The following is a 20,648-nucleotide window of genomic DNA, read 5'->3' as shown; positions in this document are numbered from 1 at the left end:
GCATAATTTCCAGCTTGCCTCTGCCCGCCCGGCAGCGTTCACTCCGGCCCCAGCCCGCTGACAACATGCGGGCGATGAAAAAGGGTGGATGGAATGCAGGCGCTGTGGGCCGGACTACGCGGTCATGTGATCGTCATTTGCGCATTGATCGGATCCGCGGCGTGGGCCGTACCGGCGGGCGCCCAGCCGTTCCCGTCGCGCCCCATCACCCTCGTGGTGCCGTTCGCGGCGGGTGGCCCAACCGACACGCTGGCGCGGATCCTGTCCGAGCGGATCGCCGCTCAGCTGCACACGACCGTCGTGGTCGAGAACGTGGCCGGTGCCTCCGGCAGCATTGCGGGCGCCCGCGTCGCGCGCGCGACGCCTGACGGCACGACGATCACCATCGGCCATTGGGGCACGCATGTGCTGAACGGCGCGATCTTCAAGCTGCCCTATGATGTGATCGCCGATTTCGAGCCGGTCGCCACGATCGCGATGGGAACGCAGCTGATCGTCGGCCGGAAGTCGCTCGAGGCCAACAATCTGAAAGAGATGATTGCGTGGCTGAAGGCCAGCCCCGGCAAGGCGACTGCTGGCACGGCTGGTGCAGGCACGGGCGCGCACGTCGCAGGCGTCTTCTTCAAGGAGAAGACCGGCACCGATTTCCAGTTCGTGCCCTATCGCGGCGCCGGACCCGCCATGATCGATCTCGTTGCAGGCCAGATCGACATCATGTTCGATCAGGCCTCGAACTCGCTGCCGCAATACAAGAACGGCGCGATCAAGGCGTTCGCAGTGACGTCGCCGACAAGGCTGGCATCCGCGCCCGACATTCCGACCGTCGACGAGGCGGGCCTGCCCGGTCTCTACATCTCCTACTGGCACGGCATCTGGGCACCGAAGAACACGCCGAAGGAGATCGTCACAAAGCTCAACGCGGCCGTCGTCGCCGTGCTTGCCGATCCCATTGTCAAGCAGCGTTTCGCCGAATTGGGGCAGGAGATTCCGCCGGCCGACCAGCAATCGCCTTCGGCGCTCGGCGCATTCCAGAAGGCGGAGACCGAGAAATGGTGGCCGATCGTGAAGGCCGCCGACATCAAGCCCGAGTAGTCCTGCTGCGTTGAGCTCTTCTCGCGCGCAAATGCCGGCTTTTCGCGAAATCTCGCTGCGGTGCGAGATCACAATCGAGCATTGAGTCTCTACGTCCTTGATCTCAGGTGAGCACTGGCCGACAATGCTTGCCCTTCAATAAGAAACTCCCTGGGGGAATTCGTGAATAGACCTGCTCGGGTCAGCGCCCATTCGACATCATCCGACCCCGCTCACGGCATGACGCTGCTGCGCGATCCCTTGCTCAACAAGGGCACCGCCTTCACGGAAGCGGAGCGCGACGCGCTCGGCCTTCGCGGCCTGCTGCCGCCCTGCGTACTGACGATGGAGACCCAGGTCGAGCGCGTACTCACCAATCTGCGCACGCTGCCGACGGACCTTGAAAAATACGTCGCGCTGAATGCGCTGCATGACCGCAACGAGGCGCTGTTCTTCCGCGTCGTCGTCGACAATATCGACGAGATCCAGCCGATCATCTACACCCCGACGGTCGGGCTCGCCTGCCAGAAATACGGCCTGATCTTCCAGCGGCCGCGCGGCATGTTCATCTCATCGCGCGATCGCGGCCAGATCGCCGAGATCCTGGAGAACTGGCCCTATCCGGCCAAGCTGATCGTCGTGACCGATGGCGAACGCATCCTCGGGCTGGGCGATCTCGGCGCCAACGGCATGGGCATCCCGGTCGGAAAGCTCTCGCTCTATTCCGCCTGCGCCGGCGTGCATCCCGAGCATTGCCTGCCGATCGTGCTCGACGTCGGCACCAACAATGAAGAGCTCTTGAACGATCCCTATTATCTCGGTTTGCGCGAGCGGCGGCTCACCGGCGAGGCCTATGATAGCTTCGTCGACGAGTTCATGCAGGCCGCGCGAAAGACGTTTCCGGGCGTGCTGATCCAGTTCGAGGATTTCGCCAATCACTCGGCGTTCAAGCTGCTGCACAAATATCGGGACGAGGCCTGCGTCTTCAACGACGACATCCAGGGCACCGCGGCCGTGGCACTCGCCGGCCTGTTCTCGGCGCTGCGCGTCAATGGCGGCAAGCTCAGGGATCAGCGCATCCTATTCCTCGGTGCAGGCGAGGCGGCAACCGGCATCGCCGATCTCGTCGTCTCCGCCATGATGACGGAGGGAATTTCCGAGGCGGAAGCTCTCCGGCGCAACTGGCTGGTGGATTCCCGCGGCCTCGTCGTCGGCGGCCGTGACGGCCTCTCGGGCCATAAGCTGCGCTATGCCCATGCCGGCCAGGCGCCGATCGCCGATTTCCTCACCGCGATCAAGACGCTGAAGCCGACGGCGATCATCGGTGTGGCCGCGGTCGGCGGCGCCTTCACGCCCGAGGTGCTCAAGGCGATGGCCACGCTCAACGAGCAGCCGATCGTGTTCGCGCTCTCCAACCCGACCTCGAAGGCCGAATGCTCGGCCGAGGATGCCTACCGCTATACCGAGGGCCGCGCACTGTTCGCCTGTGGCAGTCCCTATGATCCGGTGACGCTCAACGGCCGCACCTTCGTGCCGCGCCAGGGCAACAACTCCTACATCTTCCCCGGCGTCGGCCTCGGCGTCATCGCCAGCCGCTCGCGCCTGGTGACGGACGAGATGTTCATGGCGGCCGCCCATACGCTCGCCGATTGCGTCGGCAAGGAGGACCTCGCGCAGGGCAGCCTCTATCCGGCACTCCCTCGCATTCGCGAGGTCTCGGCCCGCATCGCCGTTGCGGTGGCAGACGTCGCCTACCAGCGCGGTCTCGCCGACGGACCCGCACCCAACGACGTGAAGGGCCTGGTCCAGTCCCAGATGTACGAGCCGCAGTACTGACTGCCTCCACATCGTCATGGCCGGGCTTGTCCCGGCCATCCACGCTTTGCCGCGCGGGACGAAGAACGTGGATGCCCGGGACAAGCCCGGGCATGACGGCATAGCAACACCATTTCAGGTGGAATCGCCGTTGCGCGGCGCGGCCGCATATGCGACGATCTGTAGCGTTACAAGAAAACTCAATCCGCAAGGTCAGATGCCATGGACGATCGTTTGCCCGAACTGGGCGACCTCGAGCACGAGGTCATGCAATTGGTTTGGGCCCATGGTCCCGTTACGGCCGAGGTCGTGCGCGAGCGGCTGTCGCGGCGTCTGAAGGAATCCACGGTCCGCACGGTGCTGCGCCGGCTGGAAGAAAAGGGCTATGCTCGGCACACCGTGGACGGACGCACCTATGTCTATCACGCTGCAGAAGAGCGCGCGCGGGTCGCGGCCAAGGCGGTGCAGCGTATCGTCGACTGGTTCTGCAACGGCTCGATGGAGGAAGTCCTCGTCGGCATGGTGGACAATGCGATGCTCGACCAGCAGCAGCTGCGTACACTGGCCGACCAGGTGGCCAAGGCGAAGAAGGCGAGGGGAGTGAAGAAAGAATGATCGCAACTCTGGCTGAGGCGGCGCTACGCTCCTTCGTGCTGGGAGGCGTCGTCTGGTTCGGTCTCAACCTGTTTCGCGTGCGCAATCCGCACGTCCACATGACGGCGTGGGTCGTCGTGCTGCTGGCATCGCTGGCGATGCCCTTCGTGATGCATTGGCCGACGCTGACGATCACCCGGATGCCTCTGCCGGTATCCGTACCGGATGATTTCCTGCCGGCCGACGTCTCGATGCCGGAGGCCCTGCAACCCGCGCTGCCGATTCCGCCGGGCGCTGCTGTCGTGGCGCCGGCAAAAGCTGCTGTATCGATCAATTGGTGGCTGGTCGCCACCATCGTCTATGCCGGCGTCGCCGGCGCGTTGCTGCTGCGGCTGGCCATCGGTCTCTGCCTGACCTGGCGTCTGGCACGCGCGGCAAGGCCGATGAGCGGCCCGCAGCTGATCGACGCCGACGTGCGCGTCAGCCGCGAGGTCGGCGGTCCCGTCACGTTCGGCTCGACCATTCTGGTGCCGCCGCAGTTCTCCGGCTGGGATGCGAAGAAGCGCCTCGCGGTGCTTGCGCATGAGGGCGCGCACGTCGCCAATCGCGATTTCTATGTCCTGCTGCTCGCCTCGCTCAACCGTGCAGTGTTCTGGTTCAGTCCGTTCTCGTGGTGGCAGCTCGCGCGCCTTGCCGAGCTCGCCGAGATTATCAGCGACGCCGAGGCGATCGAAGTCATCGACGACCGGTGGTCCTATGCCGAAATCCTGCTCGATGTCGCAACCAGCGTAAATCCGCGGCCGGTGGAGCTCGCGATGGCGCGGGTATCGACCGTGCGCGCCCGCGTCGAGCGCATCATCGCGGCCGCCGCCATGCCCGTCGCGGTCGGCTGGCGCAAGCGGCTGTGGATCGCGGCCGCGATCATTCCGGCTGTGATCGTGTCCGCCGGCATGATCGCCTATCGCACCCCGGATCCCGTGCCCGTCGCCGCGGATACCGGCGAGGTGCCGGCAGAGCATTACCGCCCCTTCGTCAATTTCTACGCCATGGGTCCTGCCTCGGTGTTCGCCATCTTCCGCGAGGGCGACGACCTCTACGGCCAGCTCACCGGACAGCGCAGGCTGCGCCTGACGGTTGGCAGTGACGGCACCGCGGCCTATGCGGCCTCGTCCGGCGAGATCACGTTCCCGCTCGATGCGGAGCGCCGCTCCTCCGAGCTGACGCTGCGCATGAACGGCCGCGATATCCGCGCGGTTCGCGTCGCCGAGATGCCGACGGCGGCCGTCGATCCTGCATCGCTCGATCAATATGTCGGCTGGTACAGGATCGCGCCGAACCGCGTGCTCACCCTGCGGCGTGACGGCGATCGTCTCTGGTTGCGTGAGACGGGGCAGGGCGCAACGCAGGTCCTCGCCGAGGGCGCTGACGCCTTCTCCTTCCGCGGCGACCATCTCTTGATCTTCCTGCGCGACGAGCAGTCGAAGGTTGCACGCGTGCTGGTGCAGAGCGCGATGTTCGGCGCTCGCCTCGCGCCTCGCGTCGATGCAGCGGTGGCCCAGGCGGTCGAGGCGGATTTCACGCGCCGCCTTGCGGAAGTTCCTGACAGGTTCAGGGAGCAGGTCCCGGTCGCCGGCGGCAAGGAGATGATCTTGCGCGGGATTGAAGACTTACGCCGCGGCACGCCGAACTACGAACGCATGAGCGCGCCGCTCGCAGCCAAGGTCCACCGGCAGCTCGATGAAATGCGGGGGACGTTCCAGGCGCTCGGTGCGGTGGAATCGCTCTTCTTCCGTGGCGTCGGCCCCGGCGGCTACGACATCTATGGCGCGAAGTTCGAGAACGGCACGGCCGAATTCCGCCTGATGCTCGAGCCCGACGGCAAGGCCGGCGACGTGCTGTTCCGGGCCGACGGCAATGACGAACTCGGCGGCATCGTCTCCTGTTCGGAGGAGGCGAGCGTGCGCGGCCGCGCCGGCACCTCGCCGATCAGGATCATGGTCTACAACGAGATGGGCGAGGACCTTCAGGTCTTCAATCTCGACGCCAGCGGCAATCGCAGGATGCAGAGCGTCGTCAGGCCCAACGCGACCTGGGCCTCCACGACCACCGTGAACAATCCCTGGATGATCGCCGACAAGTCGGGGCGCTGCCTTGAGGTTCTGGTGCCGGGCCGGCAGACGCGCTTCCACAACGTCGAGGCGTCAAACCTCGGTGCGCGTCCCGGCCGCGCCGCGCGCCGCGCCGTTCCGATCGCCAATGGTGAGGAGATGCTGCGCCGCTACATCGATAGTGTCGGCAAGGGCCAGCCGGACTACGAGCATATGACGTCGGAAGTGGCGGACATCACGCGCCAGCAGCTTCCGTTCGATCAGGCGATCCTGGCGCGGCTCGGCGCGTTGCGTGCGGTCTCCTTCCGCGGTGTCACGGCGCTCGACAGCGACATCTATGTCGCGCAGTTCGCCAACGGCTCGGCGGAATGGCGCATCGGCGTCAGGAACGGCACGATCACGAAGATCGCGCTCGGACCCAATTTCTAACGGTTCACATCTGCCGCAGGAGTGCCTGTTCAGATTTGTTGTGCTTCTGCGGAGACTGCGGAATGAGACTCGTCGCATCGATGTGGGCGATTCCCGTTGTGCTTTGCCTGTCGGGGACGGCGTTCGCCGATGACCTCGCGACGCCGGGCGATGCGAAAAGCCTGGGGTTCTCGGCCGCGCGTTTGGCGCGGATCGCGCCGTGGTATCAGGCGCGCTTCGATTCTTTCTCGCCGTCGGACGGCCTTCTCCCCGGTGCCGTCGTCGCAATCGCGAAGGGCGGCAAGCTCGCCTATTTGCAGGCCATCGGATTTCAGGACCGCGCCAAGACCGTCCCGATGAAGACGAATTCCATCTTCTGGATCGCCTCGATGTCCAAGCCGGTGGCCAGTGTCGCCGCCATGATTCTGGTGGATGAGGCCAAGCTCGACCTCGACGCGCCCGTCTCGCAATATCTGCCGGAGCTTGCGAACATGCGGGTCGCTTTCCAGAAGGCGGACCCGGCGACAGGCGAAATGGAGTACGGGCTCGGTCTGCCAAAACCAGCAAAACGTGCGATGACGGTTCGCGATCTGTTGCGCCATACGTCTGGCCTGATCTATCCGGAGCTCGATTTTGCCTACCCGGAACCGGGCCTTGCCGACGCAAGCGCCGACTTCGGGATCCGGACGATCCATGGGCTCTACGGCTTGAGGGCCGTGCGGAGACGCGACACGACGTTGGCGGAATTCGTGTCGAGCCTGGCCCGCCTGCCGCTCGCGCACGAGCCCGGCGAGGTCCATGAATATGGCTGGAGCGCCGAAGTGCTGAGCCGGGTCGTTGAAGTGGCGTCCGGTCAGCCCTTCGATCAGTTCCTGGAGAGCCGCATCTTTGGGCCGCTGCATATGGTCGACACCGGCTTCTTTGTACCGAAGGAGAAGCTCGATCGGCTGGTCGATTCTCCCATGCCGGAACGGCCGCCGATCTGGGATGTCACGACGCCGCCAAAGTTGTTTTCCGGCGACGGCGGACTCGTATCGACCGCGCCCGACTATCTCCGCTTTTGCCAGATGCTGCTCAATGGCGGCGAGCTCGATGGCGTGCGCGTGCTCAGCCCGCATGCGGTGAAGCAGATGACGACGAACGCACTGCCATCGGGTGTCACCATCTTCGGAGGTGACGAGGTTGGCGCCCGCGCGGGAACAACCTTCGGGCTTGGCTTCGCCATCCGCGCCGATCCGGTCCAAAGCTGGATCCCGGGAGCGGTCGGGAGCTTTTCCTGGGCTGGACATTGGAGCACGTATTTCTGGATCGATCCGGCGGAGCAATTGATCGGCGTACAGATGGTCCAGGCGACGCCCGGCAGCAAAGCGCGCCAGGCGGTGCTGTATTCGGGGATCAATCACCTCGTCTATGGCGCATTGACAATTCCCGAGTCGACCGCCGTCCCGCCGGCTGAGCCGGTGACCCTGAGCCCGGGATTGCTCGCCGATTATGCCGGAACCTATGACTTCGGCGCCACGGTGAGCTCGCGTGACAGGCAGGGCCTGGCCGATGGCAAGACCGGATGGCTTGGAATCGGGAATTTCGTCGCCATGGAGCAGGAGGGGCTGAGGATCAACAAGCCGAACCCTGGCGGCGGCCCCGCAACCAAGGTCGGTGTGACGGCGGGTGACCTCATCACTGAAATTGACGGCGCGCCGCTGAGAGGCCTCGCGCTCGCCGATGTCCTGGCCAAGCTGCGAGGGCCAGCCAACTCGACGATCAAGATGAAGCTCGTCCATAAGGGGCAAGACGGCGTGAACGACCTCAGTGTCGTGAGAGCCGACCGCCGTGTCAATTCGGTCCGGCTTCAGGTTCGCGTCGCGGAAGGCAAGCTCGTCGCGGAAGCGACGGGGGTCTGGCCGGTCCTCGAATTCGAGAAGGGCAAGGCGACCCCGTTCGTGGCGACATCAAGCAACGAATTCACCGCAGCCGACGAAGATCGTACCCGGATCGCTTTCGTCAGGGACGCCGCGGGCAAAGTCTCTGGGCTCATCTTGAATCCTGGGCCTTGGGAGCAGCACGCGGCGAAGATCGCGCTCGGGCCGAATTTCTAGGCCTCTCACGCGCGTCCGCCGGGCAGCGGATGCGCGCTTGTTCTACCGAGATAGTGCAGCGGCGTTTTCAATCCCGGCTTGCGCAAGCCGATCTCTAGTGTTACGGTCTGTAGCATTACGGTTCGTAGTCCGCACGCGGCAACATCGCGCTGCCGTCGGGTGGCTCGGAGAATTGGGCGTTCGCCATGAGCAATTCTGCAAAGGCTGAAGCGGTGCTGGCGCTTCATCGGTTCGGGATGGGGCCGCGACCGGGATCACTTGCGGCTGTCGGGACCGACCCGCGCGGCGCGTTGATCGCAGAGCTCGATCGGCCGCTCGCATTGAGCGCCGCCGCCAGCCTTCCCACCAGTGCGAAGGCCTATCGCACAGTGGCCGATGCCAATGCACGGCGAGCCGCGCGCGCCAAGCAGGCGCAGCAACAGGCCAAGAAGCAGCAGGTGGCCGCGGTGCCAACTGCTCCGGGTGACCAGGCTCAGGCTCAGGCGCAGACCGAGGGGCAAGCGCCAGCGCAGGGCCAGGAGAAGGATGCTGCCGAGATGGCGGCCAAGCAGGCGGCCGACGCCGTTCCCGATCCCGGCCGTCCGATCTACTTGCAGGAAGCCAAGCTGCGCATCGAAGCCGCGCTCGCCGCCGACATCGGCTTCGCCGAGCGGCTGGTGTGGTTCTGGTCCAATCATTTCTGCATCTCGGCCTACAAGATCCAGAGCATGTCGGGTGCTTACGAGCGCGAGGCCATTCGCGCAAATGCGCTCGGCCACTTCGTCGATCTTCTGCTGGCGGTCGAAGGCCACCCGGCGATGCTGTTCTATCTCGACAATCTGGGCTCGATGGGCGCGAACTCGATCGCCGGCATCAACCGCAGCCGCGGCCTCAACGAAAACATTGCGCGTGAGATCATGGAATTGCACACGCTGGGTGTGCGGACCGGCTACACCCAGGACGACGTGATCAGCTTCGCCAATGTGTTGACGGGATGGACGCTTGTTCCGCCCGGAGACAATCCCGAGCACGGCGGCGAATTCACCTTCAATCCGCGGCTGCACGAGCCCGGCGGGCAGACCGTGCTCGGCAAGCGCTACGAACAGGAGGATGCCGAGCAGGGCCGCGCCGTGCTGCGCGACCTCGCTGCGCATCCGGCGACCGCGACCCATGTCGCAACCAAGCTCGTACGGCATTTCGTGGCCGACGAGCCGCCTCCGCCACTCGTCGAACAAATGGCGAAGACGTTCCGCGACACCGAGGGCGATCTCAAGCAGGTCGCGATCACGATGGTCTCGTCGGACGACGCGTGGCGCGGGTCGCCGTCAAAACTGAAGCGTCCGAGCGAATGGGGCGTTGGCATGGTGCGCGCGACCGGGATTACGGTCGTCGACCCCACGCGTTTCACGGCGGGCCAGGAGCTGCTCGGCGAAGGGCTGTGGCGGCCGTCGGCGCCCAAGGGCTATCCGGATGACGAGGCAAGCTGGATCGACGGCATTGGCCGGCGGCTCGACATCGCCAACAATTTTGCCGAGCGCGTGGCGGCCACTGCTGATCCGCAGGGGATCATCGAGGACGTCTTCGCATCGCAGATCGCGCCCGAAGTGAAGCAGGCGGTCGGCCGCGCCGAGAGCCGCCAGCAGGCGCTGGCGCTGCTGTTCATGTCGGCAGATTTTCAGAGGAGGTGAGCATGGGCTTCGTCAATCATTTGCCCACGCGGCGCGAGCTTCTGGTCGGCTCCGGTGCGCTGTTCGCGTGGAGCCAGATGCCGCGGATCGCACGTGCCGAAGGGCGCGATCCGCGCCTTCTCGTCGTCGTCCTGCGTGGCGCGCTCGACGGTCTCGGTGCGGTCGCGCCGGTCGGCGATCCCGACTGGGTCGGCTTGCGCGGCGATCGCGCGCTGGTGCTGGACGGCAAGCCGCCGGCATTGCCGCTCGATTCCTTCTTCGCGCTCAACCCGGCGATGCCGAACCTGCACCGGCTCTACAAGACCGGCAAGGCCGCAATCGTCCATGCTGCCGCGACGCCCTATCGCGAGCGCTCGCATTTCGATGGCCAGGACGTGCTGGAGAGCGGGTTCACCAAGCCCGGTGCCACCGCATCGGGATGGCTCAACCGCGCGCTGCTCGCGATGGAGTCGGGTGGGCGCGTCGATCCGCGCGGCAGCCGTGCGCTCGGCATCGGCTCGGTGACGCCGCTGGTGGTGCGCGGCTCGGCGCCCGTCATGACATGGGTGCCGCAAAAACTGTTACCGGCGAGCGAGGACACGCAGAACCGCCTGCTCGATCTCTACCAGCACACCGATCCGAAGCTTGCGACCGTGCTCCAGGCACGCATGAAGCTCGCCTCGCTCGGCGGCGCGCCCGGCACGGGCGATCCGATGTCGGACGATCCGACATTGATGCCGCCCGGCATCGCGCGCGTGCGCGCCTACTTCGCCGAAGCCGCCGGCACCGCCGCGCGCTATCTCGCCAAGCCCGACGGCCCGCGCGTCGGCGCCATGGGCTTCGTCGGCTGGGATACGCATATCGCCGAAGGCGCGGCGTTGGGCCAGCTCTACAATCTGCTCGGTGCGCTCGATGGCGCCTTTGCGGCGATCGAGACCAACATGGGCGAGGCGTGGCGGGAGACGGTCGTCGCCGTCGTCACCGAGTTCGGGCGCACCGCGCGTATCAATGGCACGCAGGGCACGGATCACGGCACCGGCACGGTCGCCTTCCTCATTGGCGGCGCGCTCGCCGGCGGCCGCGTGATCGCGGACTGGCCGGGACTGAAGTCCGCGCAACTGTTCGAGGATCGCGACCTCAAGCCGACCACCGATCTCCGCGCTGTGCTGAAGGGCCTGCTCAGGGACCATCTGCGCGTCGAGCAGAAGGTGCTGGCGGATGCGGTCTTCCCCGGCAGTGCTGACGTCAAGCCGATGGGCGGCCTCGTCGGCTGACGGCGCGGCCTGCGCAACCGGATCGGGTCCATGATGTGCACACTGACGCAACGGGAACTCGACTTTCTCGCCAGTCTGAAAACCGGCTGGCGGCGGCTCTATCGGCGCGAGCTGATGCGGCTCCTGAAGGGTGACACCGAGGCGAGCGACGCGCAGCTGGAGACGCGCCCGATCGTCTGGCGTGTTGTATCGGGTTAGTTTTTCGCGAGTCTGGCTCGACTTAGGACACGCCACTGTGGTGGAATCGCCACAGCCGGCGCGAAACGGTCGTGGCCCTAAGCCTGCTTTCCTTCAGCCAAGGTTCTGCCCTCATTGCCCGCCGAAACTCCGGGCAGTTCGGAGGGCGTACCATGTCTCGCATTGCACGTGCCGAAAGTGCCCGAATTTCCCTCGCAAGCTCATGCCGGTTGCTGCTCGCCATCGTCGGTGCCGCATCGCTCGCCGCCTGCGCACAATCGCCGGTCGGCCGCCAGAAGGCCGATCTTGGCACCAATCGGCAGGCTGCAGTCCAGCGGCCCCATAGGGTAGCGGCCTTGCATCCGCGTCCGATCAGCCGGGTACGCGTCCCCGACCGTGACGCAAAGCAAACCGCTTCGCACGGCGTTGCCAGCTTCTATTCGGACACGGAGACCGCGAGCGGCGAGAGGTTCGACAAGAACGAATTGACCGCGGCGCATCCCAGCCTGCCGTTCGGCACCAAGCTGCGCGTCACCGATGTCTCCTCAGGCCGCTTCGTGACCGTCAGGGTCAACGATCGCGGGCCCTATGTTCGTGGGCGCGTGGTCGACATCTCGCCGTCCGCGGCCGAGGCGCTCGGCATGGTCGACAAGGGCATCACCAATGTCCGGCTCGACGTGGTGCGATAGAGATTGATTGACTTGAGCCGCCCCGCTTAACCGAGTGTTAGTCGCCCTGGCGCACCATGAGTGCCCAAACAAGTCGGGGCTCCAATTTGGAGTCCTCGGGGGAGGCGGCGTTTGAACACGATCCAGTATCTCGAAGATCAGGCCGCGCGCGCCGAGCGGCTCGCCAAACGGATCACGGATACGCTGACGATCGAAAAGCTCCTGACCTTCGCCGGCGAACGCCGCCGCGAAATCGAGGTCATCGCCGGCAAGTATCGGCGCGCCTGATAAACCATGCACTGGACGCATTCGCCCTCGCTGCGAGGCGCGGAACTTCTGTTCGTCTCTGGCGTCAAGTCATTGATGAATGTGGAGGAGGAAGTCATGGGTTTTGGACGAGGTGCTTTGCTTTGGCTGCTTGGCGTGCCGCTGCCGATCGTTCTGCTGCTGGCATTGTTCTGGCACCACTAGAGCATGATCCAGAAAGCGTGACGTGTTTTTTCCGATAAGATCACGTATCAAACAATGATGTTGCCACACGAAAAGCGCCGCGGAAGCGGCGCTTTTTTTTGCCTGCGATTTGAGACGTATCAACGAGGACGAGGCGCGGTCAGCTATGGCTCTCGACGAAGTCGCTGAGATAGTCGGGAAGCCGGACGCCATCGATGTCGCAGCGCGCCTTGATCTCGCCGGCGATTTCGGTCGAGATGTCCTTCATCCAGTGTTCGAGCGTGTTGAACGAGATCACCTTGATCGGATCGTTGAAGCAGCCGGCGACGAGCTCGCCGATCGTCGCTTCAAGATCGCTTCGTTCGATGCGGATTTCAGTCGCCTTGTCGCGGCGATCAATCACCACGAACAGGGTCTGGTCTGCGCCATAGGGCACGACCGCGGATGGTACGCCGGCTTCAAGCATCTTGGGGCTCTCGTCTCGACTTCCGATCCCGGTTAACGGGAAAATCCGGTAGAAGGTTCCTGCCTCGTGAAAAGCTTGTCGCGCGCGTGCAGCTTCCGCGTCTGCACGCAATCAGAGAAATTCTCTCAACCGCGATAGCTCGATGACATGCTCGGGCGAGAGGATATCGGTGACCAGCGGCGGCTGCGCAATCGTGTGAATCTCATAGAGATGCCTGGTCGTGGCCGGCTTCTCCATGAAGGCCGATATGCACTGGTCGAGCGTACCTTCGCTCACCTGATAAGAATCCCTGTCCGGTCGGCGCTGGTTCGCAAGCGACGGCCATTTATGCAGGGTTGCAGGCGCTCCGAAATCGACCTTTGAATCCGCAACCACGTCTCCCATCGTCCCTCACGCAACAAAAATTGCCCCAACACGCGGATCTGCGTGCCGGGGCCCACACCTATCACTGCATCTTAATGCCAAGCGCTTAACGCAGCAGCCGGGAAAAGGTTCCCGGCCGCCTTGTCGCAAATCAGCTCGCGGCCGCCGCGATTCTGTGGCCCGGGCTGGCATGATCGTGGCTATCCTCATCGCCGCGGCTGACTTTCGGCGGAAGCCCGGCGAAGCGCCGCAGGGCTTCGGCCATCTGCACCCGACCCGCTACACCGGTGATCACCACGTCGACCATCGCAAAGGACGAGTGGAAATGGCCGCGCGCCCTGAGCTGCTCGACCGGGACGCCGGCGGCCGCCATTGCCTCGGCATAGGCGATGCCCTCGTCGCGCAACGGGTCGAATTCGCAGGTGACGACCAAGGCCGGCGGCAGGCCGGCGACGTTGCCGCGCAGCGGCGAGACGCGCGGATCGGTGCGGTCGGCCGGTGAGCAGTAGAGGTCCCAGAACCAGTACATCAGCGAGCGCGTCAGGAAATAGCCGGTCGCATTGTCGTTGTAGGAGGGCCGGTCGAAGGTGCAGTCGGTGACCGGGCAGACCAGGAGCTGGCCGGCGATCTCAGGCCCGCCGCGATCGCGCGCAAGCTGGCAGGTGACGGCGGCGATGTTGCCGCCGGCGCTCCAGCCTGCGACCAGCACCGGGCCCGGCCTGCCGCCAAGCTCGGTCGCGTGCTCGGCGATCCAGCGCGTTGCCGCATAGCCGTCCTCGGCTGCGGTCGGGAAACGATGCTCGGGCGCGTGGCGATAGCCGACGCTGACGAACATCATGCCGGTCCGCCGCACCAGATCGCGGCAGAGCGGCTCGTCCGATTGCTCGTCGCCGAGCACCCAGCCGCCGCCGTGGAAATAGACCACGACCGGATGGGGCCCCGGCGTTGCCGGCTTGTAGATCCGGTAAGGCAGCGGGCCGTCCGCGCCGGGCAGCGTGCCGTCGACGATTTCGCCGATCGGCCGTCCCGCGGGCCGGCCCTTGTTGAACTCGTTGACGAAGGCGCGTGCGCCGAGCGCGCCCATCGACTCGATCGGCGGCAGGTTCAGCGATGCCAGCAGGTTCAGCACCAGCCGCACATCAGGCTGCAGGCATACCACCTCGCCGTCGTTGCATTGCGCGGCGCCGTTGGGGCCGGTCAGCTTGAAGCCGAGCATGCCGCGGGCCGTGACCTCGTCGCAAATGCTACGATAGGGGCCGACGCCGCCGGTATAAGGCATCAAGCCCTGCACCTTGCCGGGAACGTTAGCGCCCGTGTACCAGGTGTTGGCGAGCCGGTGCAGGGTCACCATCGAACAGTCCGTCATGTGCCGGCCCCAGCCGGCCTGCGCCGTCTCGGTCGGCTCGATCGTGGTGAAGCCGGCGTCGCGCAGCGCAGCGACGCGGTCGACGACCCAGTCGACATGCTGCTCGATCGACACCGCCATGTTCGACAGCACCGACGGGCTGCCGGGCCCGGTGATCATGAAGAAGTTGGGGAACCCTTCGACCGTGACCCCGAGATAGGTCTGCGGCCCCTGCGCCCAGACATCGGTCAGCGACTTGCCGCCGCGTCCGGTGATCGGATGCACGGCGCGGATCGCGCCGGTCATGGCGTCGAAGCCGGTCGCGAACACGATGACGTCGACATCGACGCTGCGCCTGGCCGTCGTGATGCTGTTCGCGGTGATCGCCTTGATCGGCTCCTGGCGCAGATTGACCAGCGTGACGTTCGGCCGGTTGTAGGTCGCGTAGTAATTGGTATCGAGGCAGGGGCGCTTTGCGCCGAAGGGATGGTCGTGCGGCATCAGCGCCGCCGCCGTCTCCGGATCCTTCACGGCAGCGCCGATCTTCTCGCGGATCAGCTCGCCGATCAGCGCATTGCCGTTGAAGTCGACGCCCTGGTCGGCCCAGAGCTGCGTCAGGATGTGGACGAGGTCGCCGGCTGCCCAGGCACGTTCGAACCGCTCTCGACGCTCGGCATCGCTCAATTGCCAGCTCACGACGGTCTGCTGCGGATAGGGCACGCCGGTCATCGACTGTCGCGCCTGCTCGCGATAGGCCGCGCGGTCGCTCTGGAAAATATCCATGCGATCGGATGGCGAGGGGCCGTTATGCGCCGGCAGCGCGAAGTTTGGCGTGCGCTGGAACACGGTCAGATGCGCGGCCTGCTCGGCGATCAGCGGGATCGACTGGATGGCCGACGACCCTGTGCCGATCACGGCGACGCGCTTCCCGGCGAGATCGACGCCGTCATGCGGCCAGCGCCCGGTGAAATAGACTTTGCCCTCGAAATCCTTGACGCCGTCGATCTCCGGCGGCTTCGGTGCGGAGAGGCAGCCTGTGGCCATGATATAGTGGCGGCAGGAGACCGGCGTGCCGCTGCTCGTGGTGAGCTGCCAGCGCTCAGTCGCTTCATCCCATTTGGCTTCCGTGACCTTGGTCTTGAAGCGGATATCGCGGCGCAGATCGTAGCGGTCGGCGACGAAGCCGAGATAGCGCAGGATCTCGGGCTGGGTCGCGTACTTCTCCGACCAGGTCCACGCGTTATCGAGCTCCGGATCGAAAGTGTAGCTGTAGTCGATGGTCTGGATATCGCAGCGGGCGCCGGGATAGCGGTTCCAGTACCAGGTGCCGCCGACATCCCCGGCTTCCTCGAGGGCGACCGCCGTGAGGCCGGATTTGCGCAGGCGATGGAGAAGATAAAGGCCGGCAAATCCGGCACCGACCACGGCAACGTCGACTTGTTGGGCTGTTCCACTCGCCGCTTTGGACTCACGTGCGGCGACCATTGCGTCTGGCATGGTATTCCTCCCGTGTCTTTTGTTTTGCCGGCAGGCTATCGCCGCAGGCTTGGCTTGTCATCAGGACAGGTACAATCTTCGGTAGTCGTTTGCGGCACCATCGTGGCCGCGCGAAGGTTGCGGCGATACACGCACCGCGATGCACAACCGCCGGGATTGTCCGGGCTAATCAGACCACATCCTTCTGTGTATGCTTGCGGTTACAAGCCACGCGTACCAACCGGACGTCATGACAGAGTTGAGCGAGCGGACGAAAGCCAACATGGACGTCGTCCTGGAGCAGACGTGCCGCCAATTGCCGCACGGCGGCGATCACGACAGCCGCAGGTTCATCGCCGAACGCCTGATCGAGGCGGCGCAATCGGGCCATTCCACGCTTGGTGAGCTCGGCATCGTCGCACGCCGCGCGCTGGCGGAGATCGTCGCCAAGGGCGGCTAGACGGACGCCGCCGAGCTTGCCTCATCGCGGGCCGCAGACGTAACCTGTCGGGGAACCTTTTGGCGCATCGAGATCCCCCAGGATGCGGCTCCAGTTTGCCCTCGTTGTGGCGTCTTCACTCCTCTGCTGGGACGGTGCGGCCGTCGCTCAGGCGGTCGGGCAGTTTCCGTTCGCGCTGACGCGTGAAGGACAGATGCTCGGCGCCGTCGAGGGCGAGGTGGCGTCGTTCAAGGGGCTGGCCTACGCGGCGGCTCCGGTCGGCGCACTGCGCTGGCGCCCACCGCAGGTAACGGCCGAGAACCCCGAGATGCGCACCGCCTATGAGTACGGCGCGCCGTGTCTTCAGCCCTCGCTGCCTGATACGAGCGAGGACTGCCTCACGCTCAACGTATTCCGTCCCTTCGGGGTCGACGGCCCGCTGCCGGTGATGGTCTTCATCCATGACGGCGGCTTCGTCAGCGGCACCGCGAACGATCCGCTGTTCGACGGTGCAAAGCTCGCGCAAGCCGGCCTCATCGTGGTCACCGTGAATTATCGTCTCGGCGCGCTCGGCTGGCTCACTCATCCCGCGCTGTCGGAAGGTGGCTCCGGCAATTACGGCCTGATGGACCAGATCGCGGCGCTGCATTGGGTGCACGACAACATCGCAGCCTTCGGCGGCGATCCGAACAATGTCACCTTGTTCGGCAGCGGCGCAGGCGCGACGTCGATCGCGCTGCTGATGCTGTGTGCGCAATCGCGCGATCTGTTCCAGAAAGCCATTCTGCAATCGCTGCCCGGCCGCGCGCGCCTGCGCCCGGTGCAGGAGGCGGAGGCCATGGGCCGGCAATTCGTGGCGGCGCTTGGGCAGCAGGCGGATTTGCGCGTCGCTGCGCCGGCGCGGCTGCTTGCGGCCGAACAAAAACTGCTCGCCAAATCCGAACGCAGCTTCGCGCCCGCGATGGATGGTATCCTGCTGCGCGAAGACGTGGCCACTGGATTTACAGCAGGACATGAAAGCCGCATTCCACTCATGATCGGCTCGAATGACGACGAGACGCGTTTCGACGGCGAGCGGGAGATCAAGGAGACGCTGGCGTCCTCGGGCGAGAGCACCGATGAGCTGCGTCAGCTCTACCCTGACATCGCCAGACCATCGGAGCGCGCAGCCAAATTCTATACCGACAAGGTTTTCTCCGAGCCGGTCAGGCTGCTCGCCCGCCTCCATGCGGCAACCGGTGCGCCTACGTTTCGCTATCGCTTCGCTTACGTGACCGAGGCCCGGCGCACAAATCCCGACGAAGGGCACGGGCGCGAGTTGCAATTCATCTTCGGCGCGGAAGGCGTGCCCGGCGCGGGACTGCTCACATGGGGGGATCGCGAGGTCGCGAACCGCATGCGCGCTTACTGGATCAACTTTGCAAGGAATGGCAATCCCAACGGCCCGGATCTGCCGCATTGGGACGCGGCCGCAGACCGCGATCGCCTGCTGCTGATCACGAACGATCGCATCGCGAGCGGAGACGACCCCTGGTCGGATCGCCTGGACCGGCTTGCAAGTGAGAACAGAAAATGAGTTGGGCTTAGGCCGCGAGCTCGACGCGCGGCGCGGGGCTCAGCCGGTGTTCTTCCAGATGGTCCATCGTGCCGTCCTTCTCGACGGCGTAGAACTGCTGACCTTCCTTGGACCTGTAGGCGGCGCGAACGACGCCGCGGCGGCCCTTGTCACTGTTGACGACGTCCCCCAGCGCAAACTTCTTCATCTCACGTCTCGCTTGTCTTCAGGCCGACTCCTTCGGCCATGGCCGGATTGTGGGTGGCAAATCGTTAACGACTTGCTAACCATACCGGTTTGCCTATGCTCGCCGCCGTTCGCGCGGGCAGCTCGCACGCGCATGTGGTCAACGAGACGAGCCGGCATCCATGACGCGATTTCCAACCCTCTTCCTGTCGCATGGCGGCGGCCCATGGCCCTTCATGGAGGACCGGCGGGTGCAATATGCCAAGACGGCCGCGGAGTTCGGCCGGTTGCCGCAGCTTCTCCCCGAGAAGCCCAAGGCCGTGCTCGTCATCACCGGCCATTGGGAGGCCGAAGCCTTCACCGTGTCGACCTCGGCGCATCCGCCGATGGTGTACGACTATTACGGTTTCCCCGAGCATACCTATCACCTCAAATATCCGGCGCCGGGCAAGCCCGAGCTCGCTGCGGAGGTGAAGGCGCTGCTCAAGCACGCCGGCCTCGATTGCCGGGAGGATCCCAATCAGGGTTTCGATCACGGCACCTTCGTGCCGCTCGGCCTGATGTATCCGAACGCGGACATGCCGATCCTGCTGCTGTCGCTGAAGGCGAGCTACGATGCGGCCGAGCACATCAAGGTCGGGCAGGCGATCGCATCGCTACGCGACGAAGGTATTTTGATCGTCGGCAGCGGGCTCACCTATCACAACATGCGCGGCTTCAACCGGCCGGAGTCGAAGCCCGTCTCGTATGATTTCGAGGCCTATCTGAACGAGGCGATCAGCAACCCGGATGCGGCGCGCCGCAACGCGATGCTGGTCGACTGGGAGAACGCGCCGAGCGCGCGCCTCGCGCATCCCCGCGAGGACCATCTGCTGCCGCTGATGGTCGCGGCAGGCGCCGCCGGCAGCGACGTCGGCAAGCGCGTCTTCGTCGACGAGGTCGCGAACGTCGCGATGGCGTCGTATGTGTTTGGATGAATCGTAGGGTGGATTAGCGCAGCGTAATCCACCATCGAGCCGCAATGAAGGTGGTGGATTACGCTGGCGGACTGCGCTTCGCGCAGCCGCGGGCTAATCCACCCTACGGGGTTCCGACTAAAAATGTCGAAAACAACCCCATGCACAGTAGAACGGCCCAGCAAATAGAATGGCTTAGCAGAGTACTTTTGCCGGGCAGGATACGCGAGCGGTATTTCGACGGGTTTGACACGTCGGGCAAAACAGCGGCAAAATTCGATCATGGCACCGCTCTCGCTCGGCCACACCAAGATCGAAGGCACGGTGCGCTATCTCGGCATCGAGGTTGACGACGTGCTCGCGATTGGCAAACAAGTTGGTGTGAATGACCAGGGCAGAGCGGACATGCTTTGCCCGTCGGCCATCAGCCGCTTCGGGCCAGCAGGCGAGTTCGAAACAAGAGAACCGCCAAACGAACCGGTCTTTAACGAGCGCACATTGGGGATGCTGCCAGTTGCTGACAACCGGGGGCAGCCTGATAGCTGAAGCACAGCGATTCACGGTATTTGCGAGGAGTCCGCTTTGGGTTCGTTGCGCCATTGAAGGTGCGAGTCTCCGCCGCGATCAGGCGGCAGCTGTGGTGTCCGAGGCACAGTTCTCCAACAACTGGCTTCCAATCGGGAGGCTTGTCGATTTTGTCTAGACGGACAGTGCTAGTGCCGGCTTACTCTTGATTGTCCGAGTCTGGAAATACTTCGGTTTCAGGATTATCGACGCCTCTGATGACGCTGCATGTCACGGTCAACGACGCTCAGACTGGCGCCCCTCGCTGTGACGTGAAGGCGGTCATCGCCGTAGTTGGACTTGCGATCGAGGCCAGAATAGCCGGCGCGCCAGCGATGATCGCTGAAGGTGACCGGACCGCCTTTTACTTGCGTGACGCCATCAGACATGGCGCGCGCGGCATTATCAGTTTCGGGGTGTGCGGCGGGCTAGATCCGAAGCTCCGACCAGGTAACATTGTCATCGCCTCGTCGGTATTTGCCGCGAAAGATGAAGCTTATCCAGCTGACCTCCCCTGGGCCGAGGAGCTCCTTCGGATGATCCCGGGTGCCAGCTACTCTGCGATAGCTGGTGTCGCTTCCCCGATGACAAGTCTTGAAGAGAGACGGGATTTCCATGGCATCACCGGGGCGGTTGCCGCCGATATGGAGTCGCAGATCGTCGCTCGAATTGCTTCCGAACTCAGAATTCCCTTTGCCGTCTGTCGTGTTGTTCTAAACCCCGCTCATCGAAAACTTCCGAGGGCCGCGCTCATAGATATCGGGCCAGCAGGTAAGCCTGAACTGCGCAAGATTGGACGTTCGCTTGTTCAAGACCCGGGGCAACTCCCTGGTCTTAGCCGGCTCGCCGTTGACTCCGTCATGGCGGTGATGGCTTTGCGCAGCGCCAAGCGACGGCTCGGAGCTCACTTTGGTTTCCCGCACCTGTGTTCACGAGACCGAGTCCCCATTCCGACGCGTGCACTTGAAACGATAGCCACACGCGCCTGATC

Annotated in this window: 20 protein-coding genes; 16 read left to right on the top strand and 4 right to left on the bottom strand. The window is 64.6% G+C overall.

What is annotated here, in order from left to right; genetic code table 11:
• The first annotated feature begins 93 nt into the window (after window positions 1-93).
• From AB7535_RS26825 to AB7535_RS26775, 11 genes are all read left to right on the top strand, one after another.
• Window positions 94-1,092, top strand: a complete 999-nt coding sequence (locus AB7535_RS26825; RefSeq protein WP_354112531.1) for a tripartite tricarboxylate transporter substrate-binding protein — start codon at window positions 94-96, stop codon at window positions 1,090-1,092.
• 219 nt (window positions 1,093-1,311) lie between these two features.
• A complete protein-coding gene (locus tag AB7535_RS26820) occupies window positions 1,312-2,907 on the top strand; it encodes an NAD-dependent malic enzyme (RefSeq protein WP_354112650.1) in 1,596 nt (531 codons plus the stop codon).
• Between the two features lie 201 nt (window positions 2,908-3,108).
• Window positions 3,109-3,501 (top strand): BlaI/MecI/CopY family transcriptional regulator, encoded by a 393-nt coding sequence (locus tag AB7535_RS26815; RefSeq protein WP_014493096.1) that lies wholly within the window; start codon window positions 3,109-3,111, stop codon window positions 3,499-3,501.
• Window positions 3,498-6,017, top strand: a complete 2,520-nt coding sequence (locus tag AB7535_RS26810) for a M56 family metallopeptidase (protein WP_135214133.1) — start codon at window positions 3,498-3,500, stop codon at window positions 6,015-6,017. Before AB7535_RS26815 ends, AB7535_RS26810 begins: the two co-directional genes overlap by 4 nt.
• Window positions 6,018-6,079: 62 nt before the next feature.
• Window positions 6,080-8,092 (top strand): serine hydrolase, encoded by a 2,013-nt coding sequence (locus tag AB7535_RS26805; RefSeq protein WP_244623081.1) that lies wholly within the window; start codon window positions 6,080-6,082, stop codon window positions 8,090-8,092.
• 185 nt (window positions 8,093-8,277) lie between these two features.
• A complete protein-coding gene (locus tag AB7535_RS26800) occupies window positions 8,278-9,759 on the top strand; it encodes a DUF1800 domain-containing protein (RefSeq protein ID WP_071910568.1) in 1,482 nt (493 codons plus the stop codon).
• A gap of 2 nt (window positions 9,760-9,761) precedes the next feature.
• Window positions 9,762-11,012, top strand: coding sequence for a DUF1501 domain-containing protein (locus AB7535_RS26795; protein ID WP_135214135.1), 1,251 nt, complete (start codon window positions 9,762-9,764; stop codon window positions 11,010-11,012).
• Between the two features lie 30 nt (window positions 11,013-11,042).
• On the top strand, window positions 11,043-11,210 hold the full coding sequence (locus AB7535_RS26790; RefSeq protein WP_166101541.1) for a hypothetical protein: 168 nt from the start codon (window positions 11,043-11,045) through the stop codon (window positions 11,208-11,210).
• A gap of 152 nt (window positions 11,211-11,362) precedes the next feature.
• Window positions 11,363-11,878 carry a septal ring lytic transglycosylase RlpA family protein gene (locus tag AB7535_RS26785; RefSeq protein WP_085401556.1) on the top strand — a complete coding sequence of 172 codons (516 nt, stop codon included), beginning with the start codon at window positions 11,363-11,365 and terminating at the stop codon, window positions 11,876-11,878.
• A gap of 111 nt (window positions 11,879-11,989) precedes the next feature.
• Entirely contained in the window at window positions 11,990-12,145 is a 156-nt protein-coding gene (locus AB7535_RS26780; RefSeq protein ID WP_014493103.1) for a hypothetical protein, read from the top strand.
• A gap of 6 nt (window positions 12,146-12,151) precedes the next feature.
• Entirely contained in the window at window positions 12,152-12,328 is a 177-nt protein-coding gene (locus tag AB7535_RS26775) for a hypothetical protein (protein ID WP_167767957.1), read from the top strand.
• A gap of 139 nt (window positions 12,329-12,467) precedes the next feature.
• Here AB7535_RS26775 and AB7535_RS26770 read toward each other — a convergent pair whose 3' ends face one another.
• From AB7535_RS26770 to AB7535_RS26760, 3 genes are all read right to left on the bottom strand, one after another.
• Window positions 12,468-12,773 (bottom strand): hypothetical protein, encoded by a 306-nt coding sequence (locus tag AB7535_RS26770; protein ID WP_014493104.1) that lies wholly within the window; start codon window positions 12,771-12,773, stop codon window positions 12,468-12,470.
• A gap of 111 nt (window positions 12,774-12,884) precedes the next feature.
• A complete protein-coding gene (locus AB7535_RS26765) occupies window positions 12,885-13,157 on the bottom strand; it encodes a hypothetical protein (RefSeq protein WP_063979744.1) in 273 nt (90 codons plus the stop codon).
• Between the two features lie 130 nt (window positions 13,158-13,287).
• On the bottom strand, window positions 13,288-15,978 hold the full coding sequence (locus tag AB7535_RS26760; protein WP_135214136.1) for a flavin-containing monooxygenase: 2,691 nt from the start codon (window positions 15,976-15,978) through the stop codon (window positions 13,288-13,290).
• A 190-nt stretch (window positions 15,979-16,168) separates the two neighbouring features.
• Between AB7535_RS26760 and AB7535_RS26755 the strand changes: the two genes are divergently transcribed.
• Together AB7535_RS26755 and AB7535_RS26750 are read left to right on the top strand one after the other, a co-directional pair.
• A complete protein-coding gene (locus AB7535_RS26755) occupies window positions 16,169-16,417 on the top strand; it encodes a hypothetical protein (protein ID WP_063979742.1) in 249 nt (82 codons plus the stop codon).
• A gap of 82 nt (window positions 16,418-16,499) precedes the next feature.
• Window positions 16,500-17,972: a carboxylesterase/lipase family protein gene (locus tag AB7535_RS26750; RefSeq protein WP_135214137.1), complete on the top strand. Its 1,473-nt coding sequence runs from the start codon at window positions 16,500-16,502 to the stop codon at window positions 17,970-17,972.
• A gap of 7 nt (window positions 17,973-17,979) precedes the next feature.
• On the opposite strand, the gene AB7535_RS26745 is transcribed toward AB7535_RS26750, so the two are convergent.
• Window positions 17,980-18,159 (bottom strand): hypothetical protein, encoded by a 180-nt coding sequence (locus AB7535_RS26745; RefSeq protein WP_135214138.1) that lies wholly within the window; start codon window positions 18,157-18,159, stop codon window positions 17,980-17,982.
• 160 nt (window positions 18,160-18,319) lie between these two features.
• Here AB7535_RS26745 and AB7535_RS26740 point away from each other — a divergent pair, with 160 nt between their 5' ends.
• From AB7535_RS26740 to AB7535_RS26730, 3 genes are all read left to right on the top strand, one after another.
• Window positions 18,320-19,114: a DODA-type extradiol aromatic ring-opening family dioxygenase gene (locus AB7535_RS26740; RefSeq protein WP_354080318.1), complete on the top strand. Its 795-nt coding sequence runs from the start codon at window positions 18,320-18,322 to the stop codon at window positions 19,112-19,114.
• Between the two features lie 261 nt (window positions 19,115-19,375).
• The gene (locus AB7535_RS26735) at window positions 19,376-19,639 is read left to right on the top strand and encodes a hypothetical protein (protein ID WP_343287533.1); all 264 of its coding nucleotides are present in this window, start codon (window positions 19,376-19,378) and stop codon (window positions 19,637-19,639) included.
• Window positions 19,640-19,875: 236 nt separating this feature from the next.
• Window positions 19,876-20,646: a phosphorylase family protein gene (locus tag AB7535_RS26730; protein WP_135214140.1), complete on the top strand. Its 771-nt coding sequence runs from the start codon at window positions 19,876-19,878 to the stop codon at window positions 20,644-20,646.
• Window positions 20,647-20,648: the final 2 nt, after the last annotated feature.

The sequence above is a fragment of the Bradyrhizobium sp. 956_D2_N1_4 genome (assembly GCF_052076025.1).
Lineage (GTDB): Bacteria > Pseudomonadota > Alphaproteobacteria > Rhizobiales > Xanthobacteraceae > Bradyrhizobium > Bradyrhizobium barranii.
The sequence above is the reverse complement of the archived record's forward strand: the minus strand, read 5'-3'. Positions and strand labels throughout refer to the sequence as shown.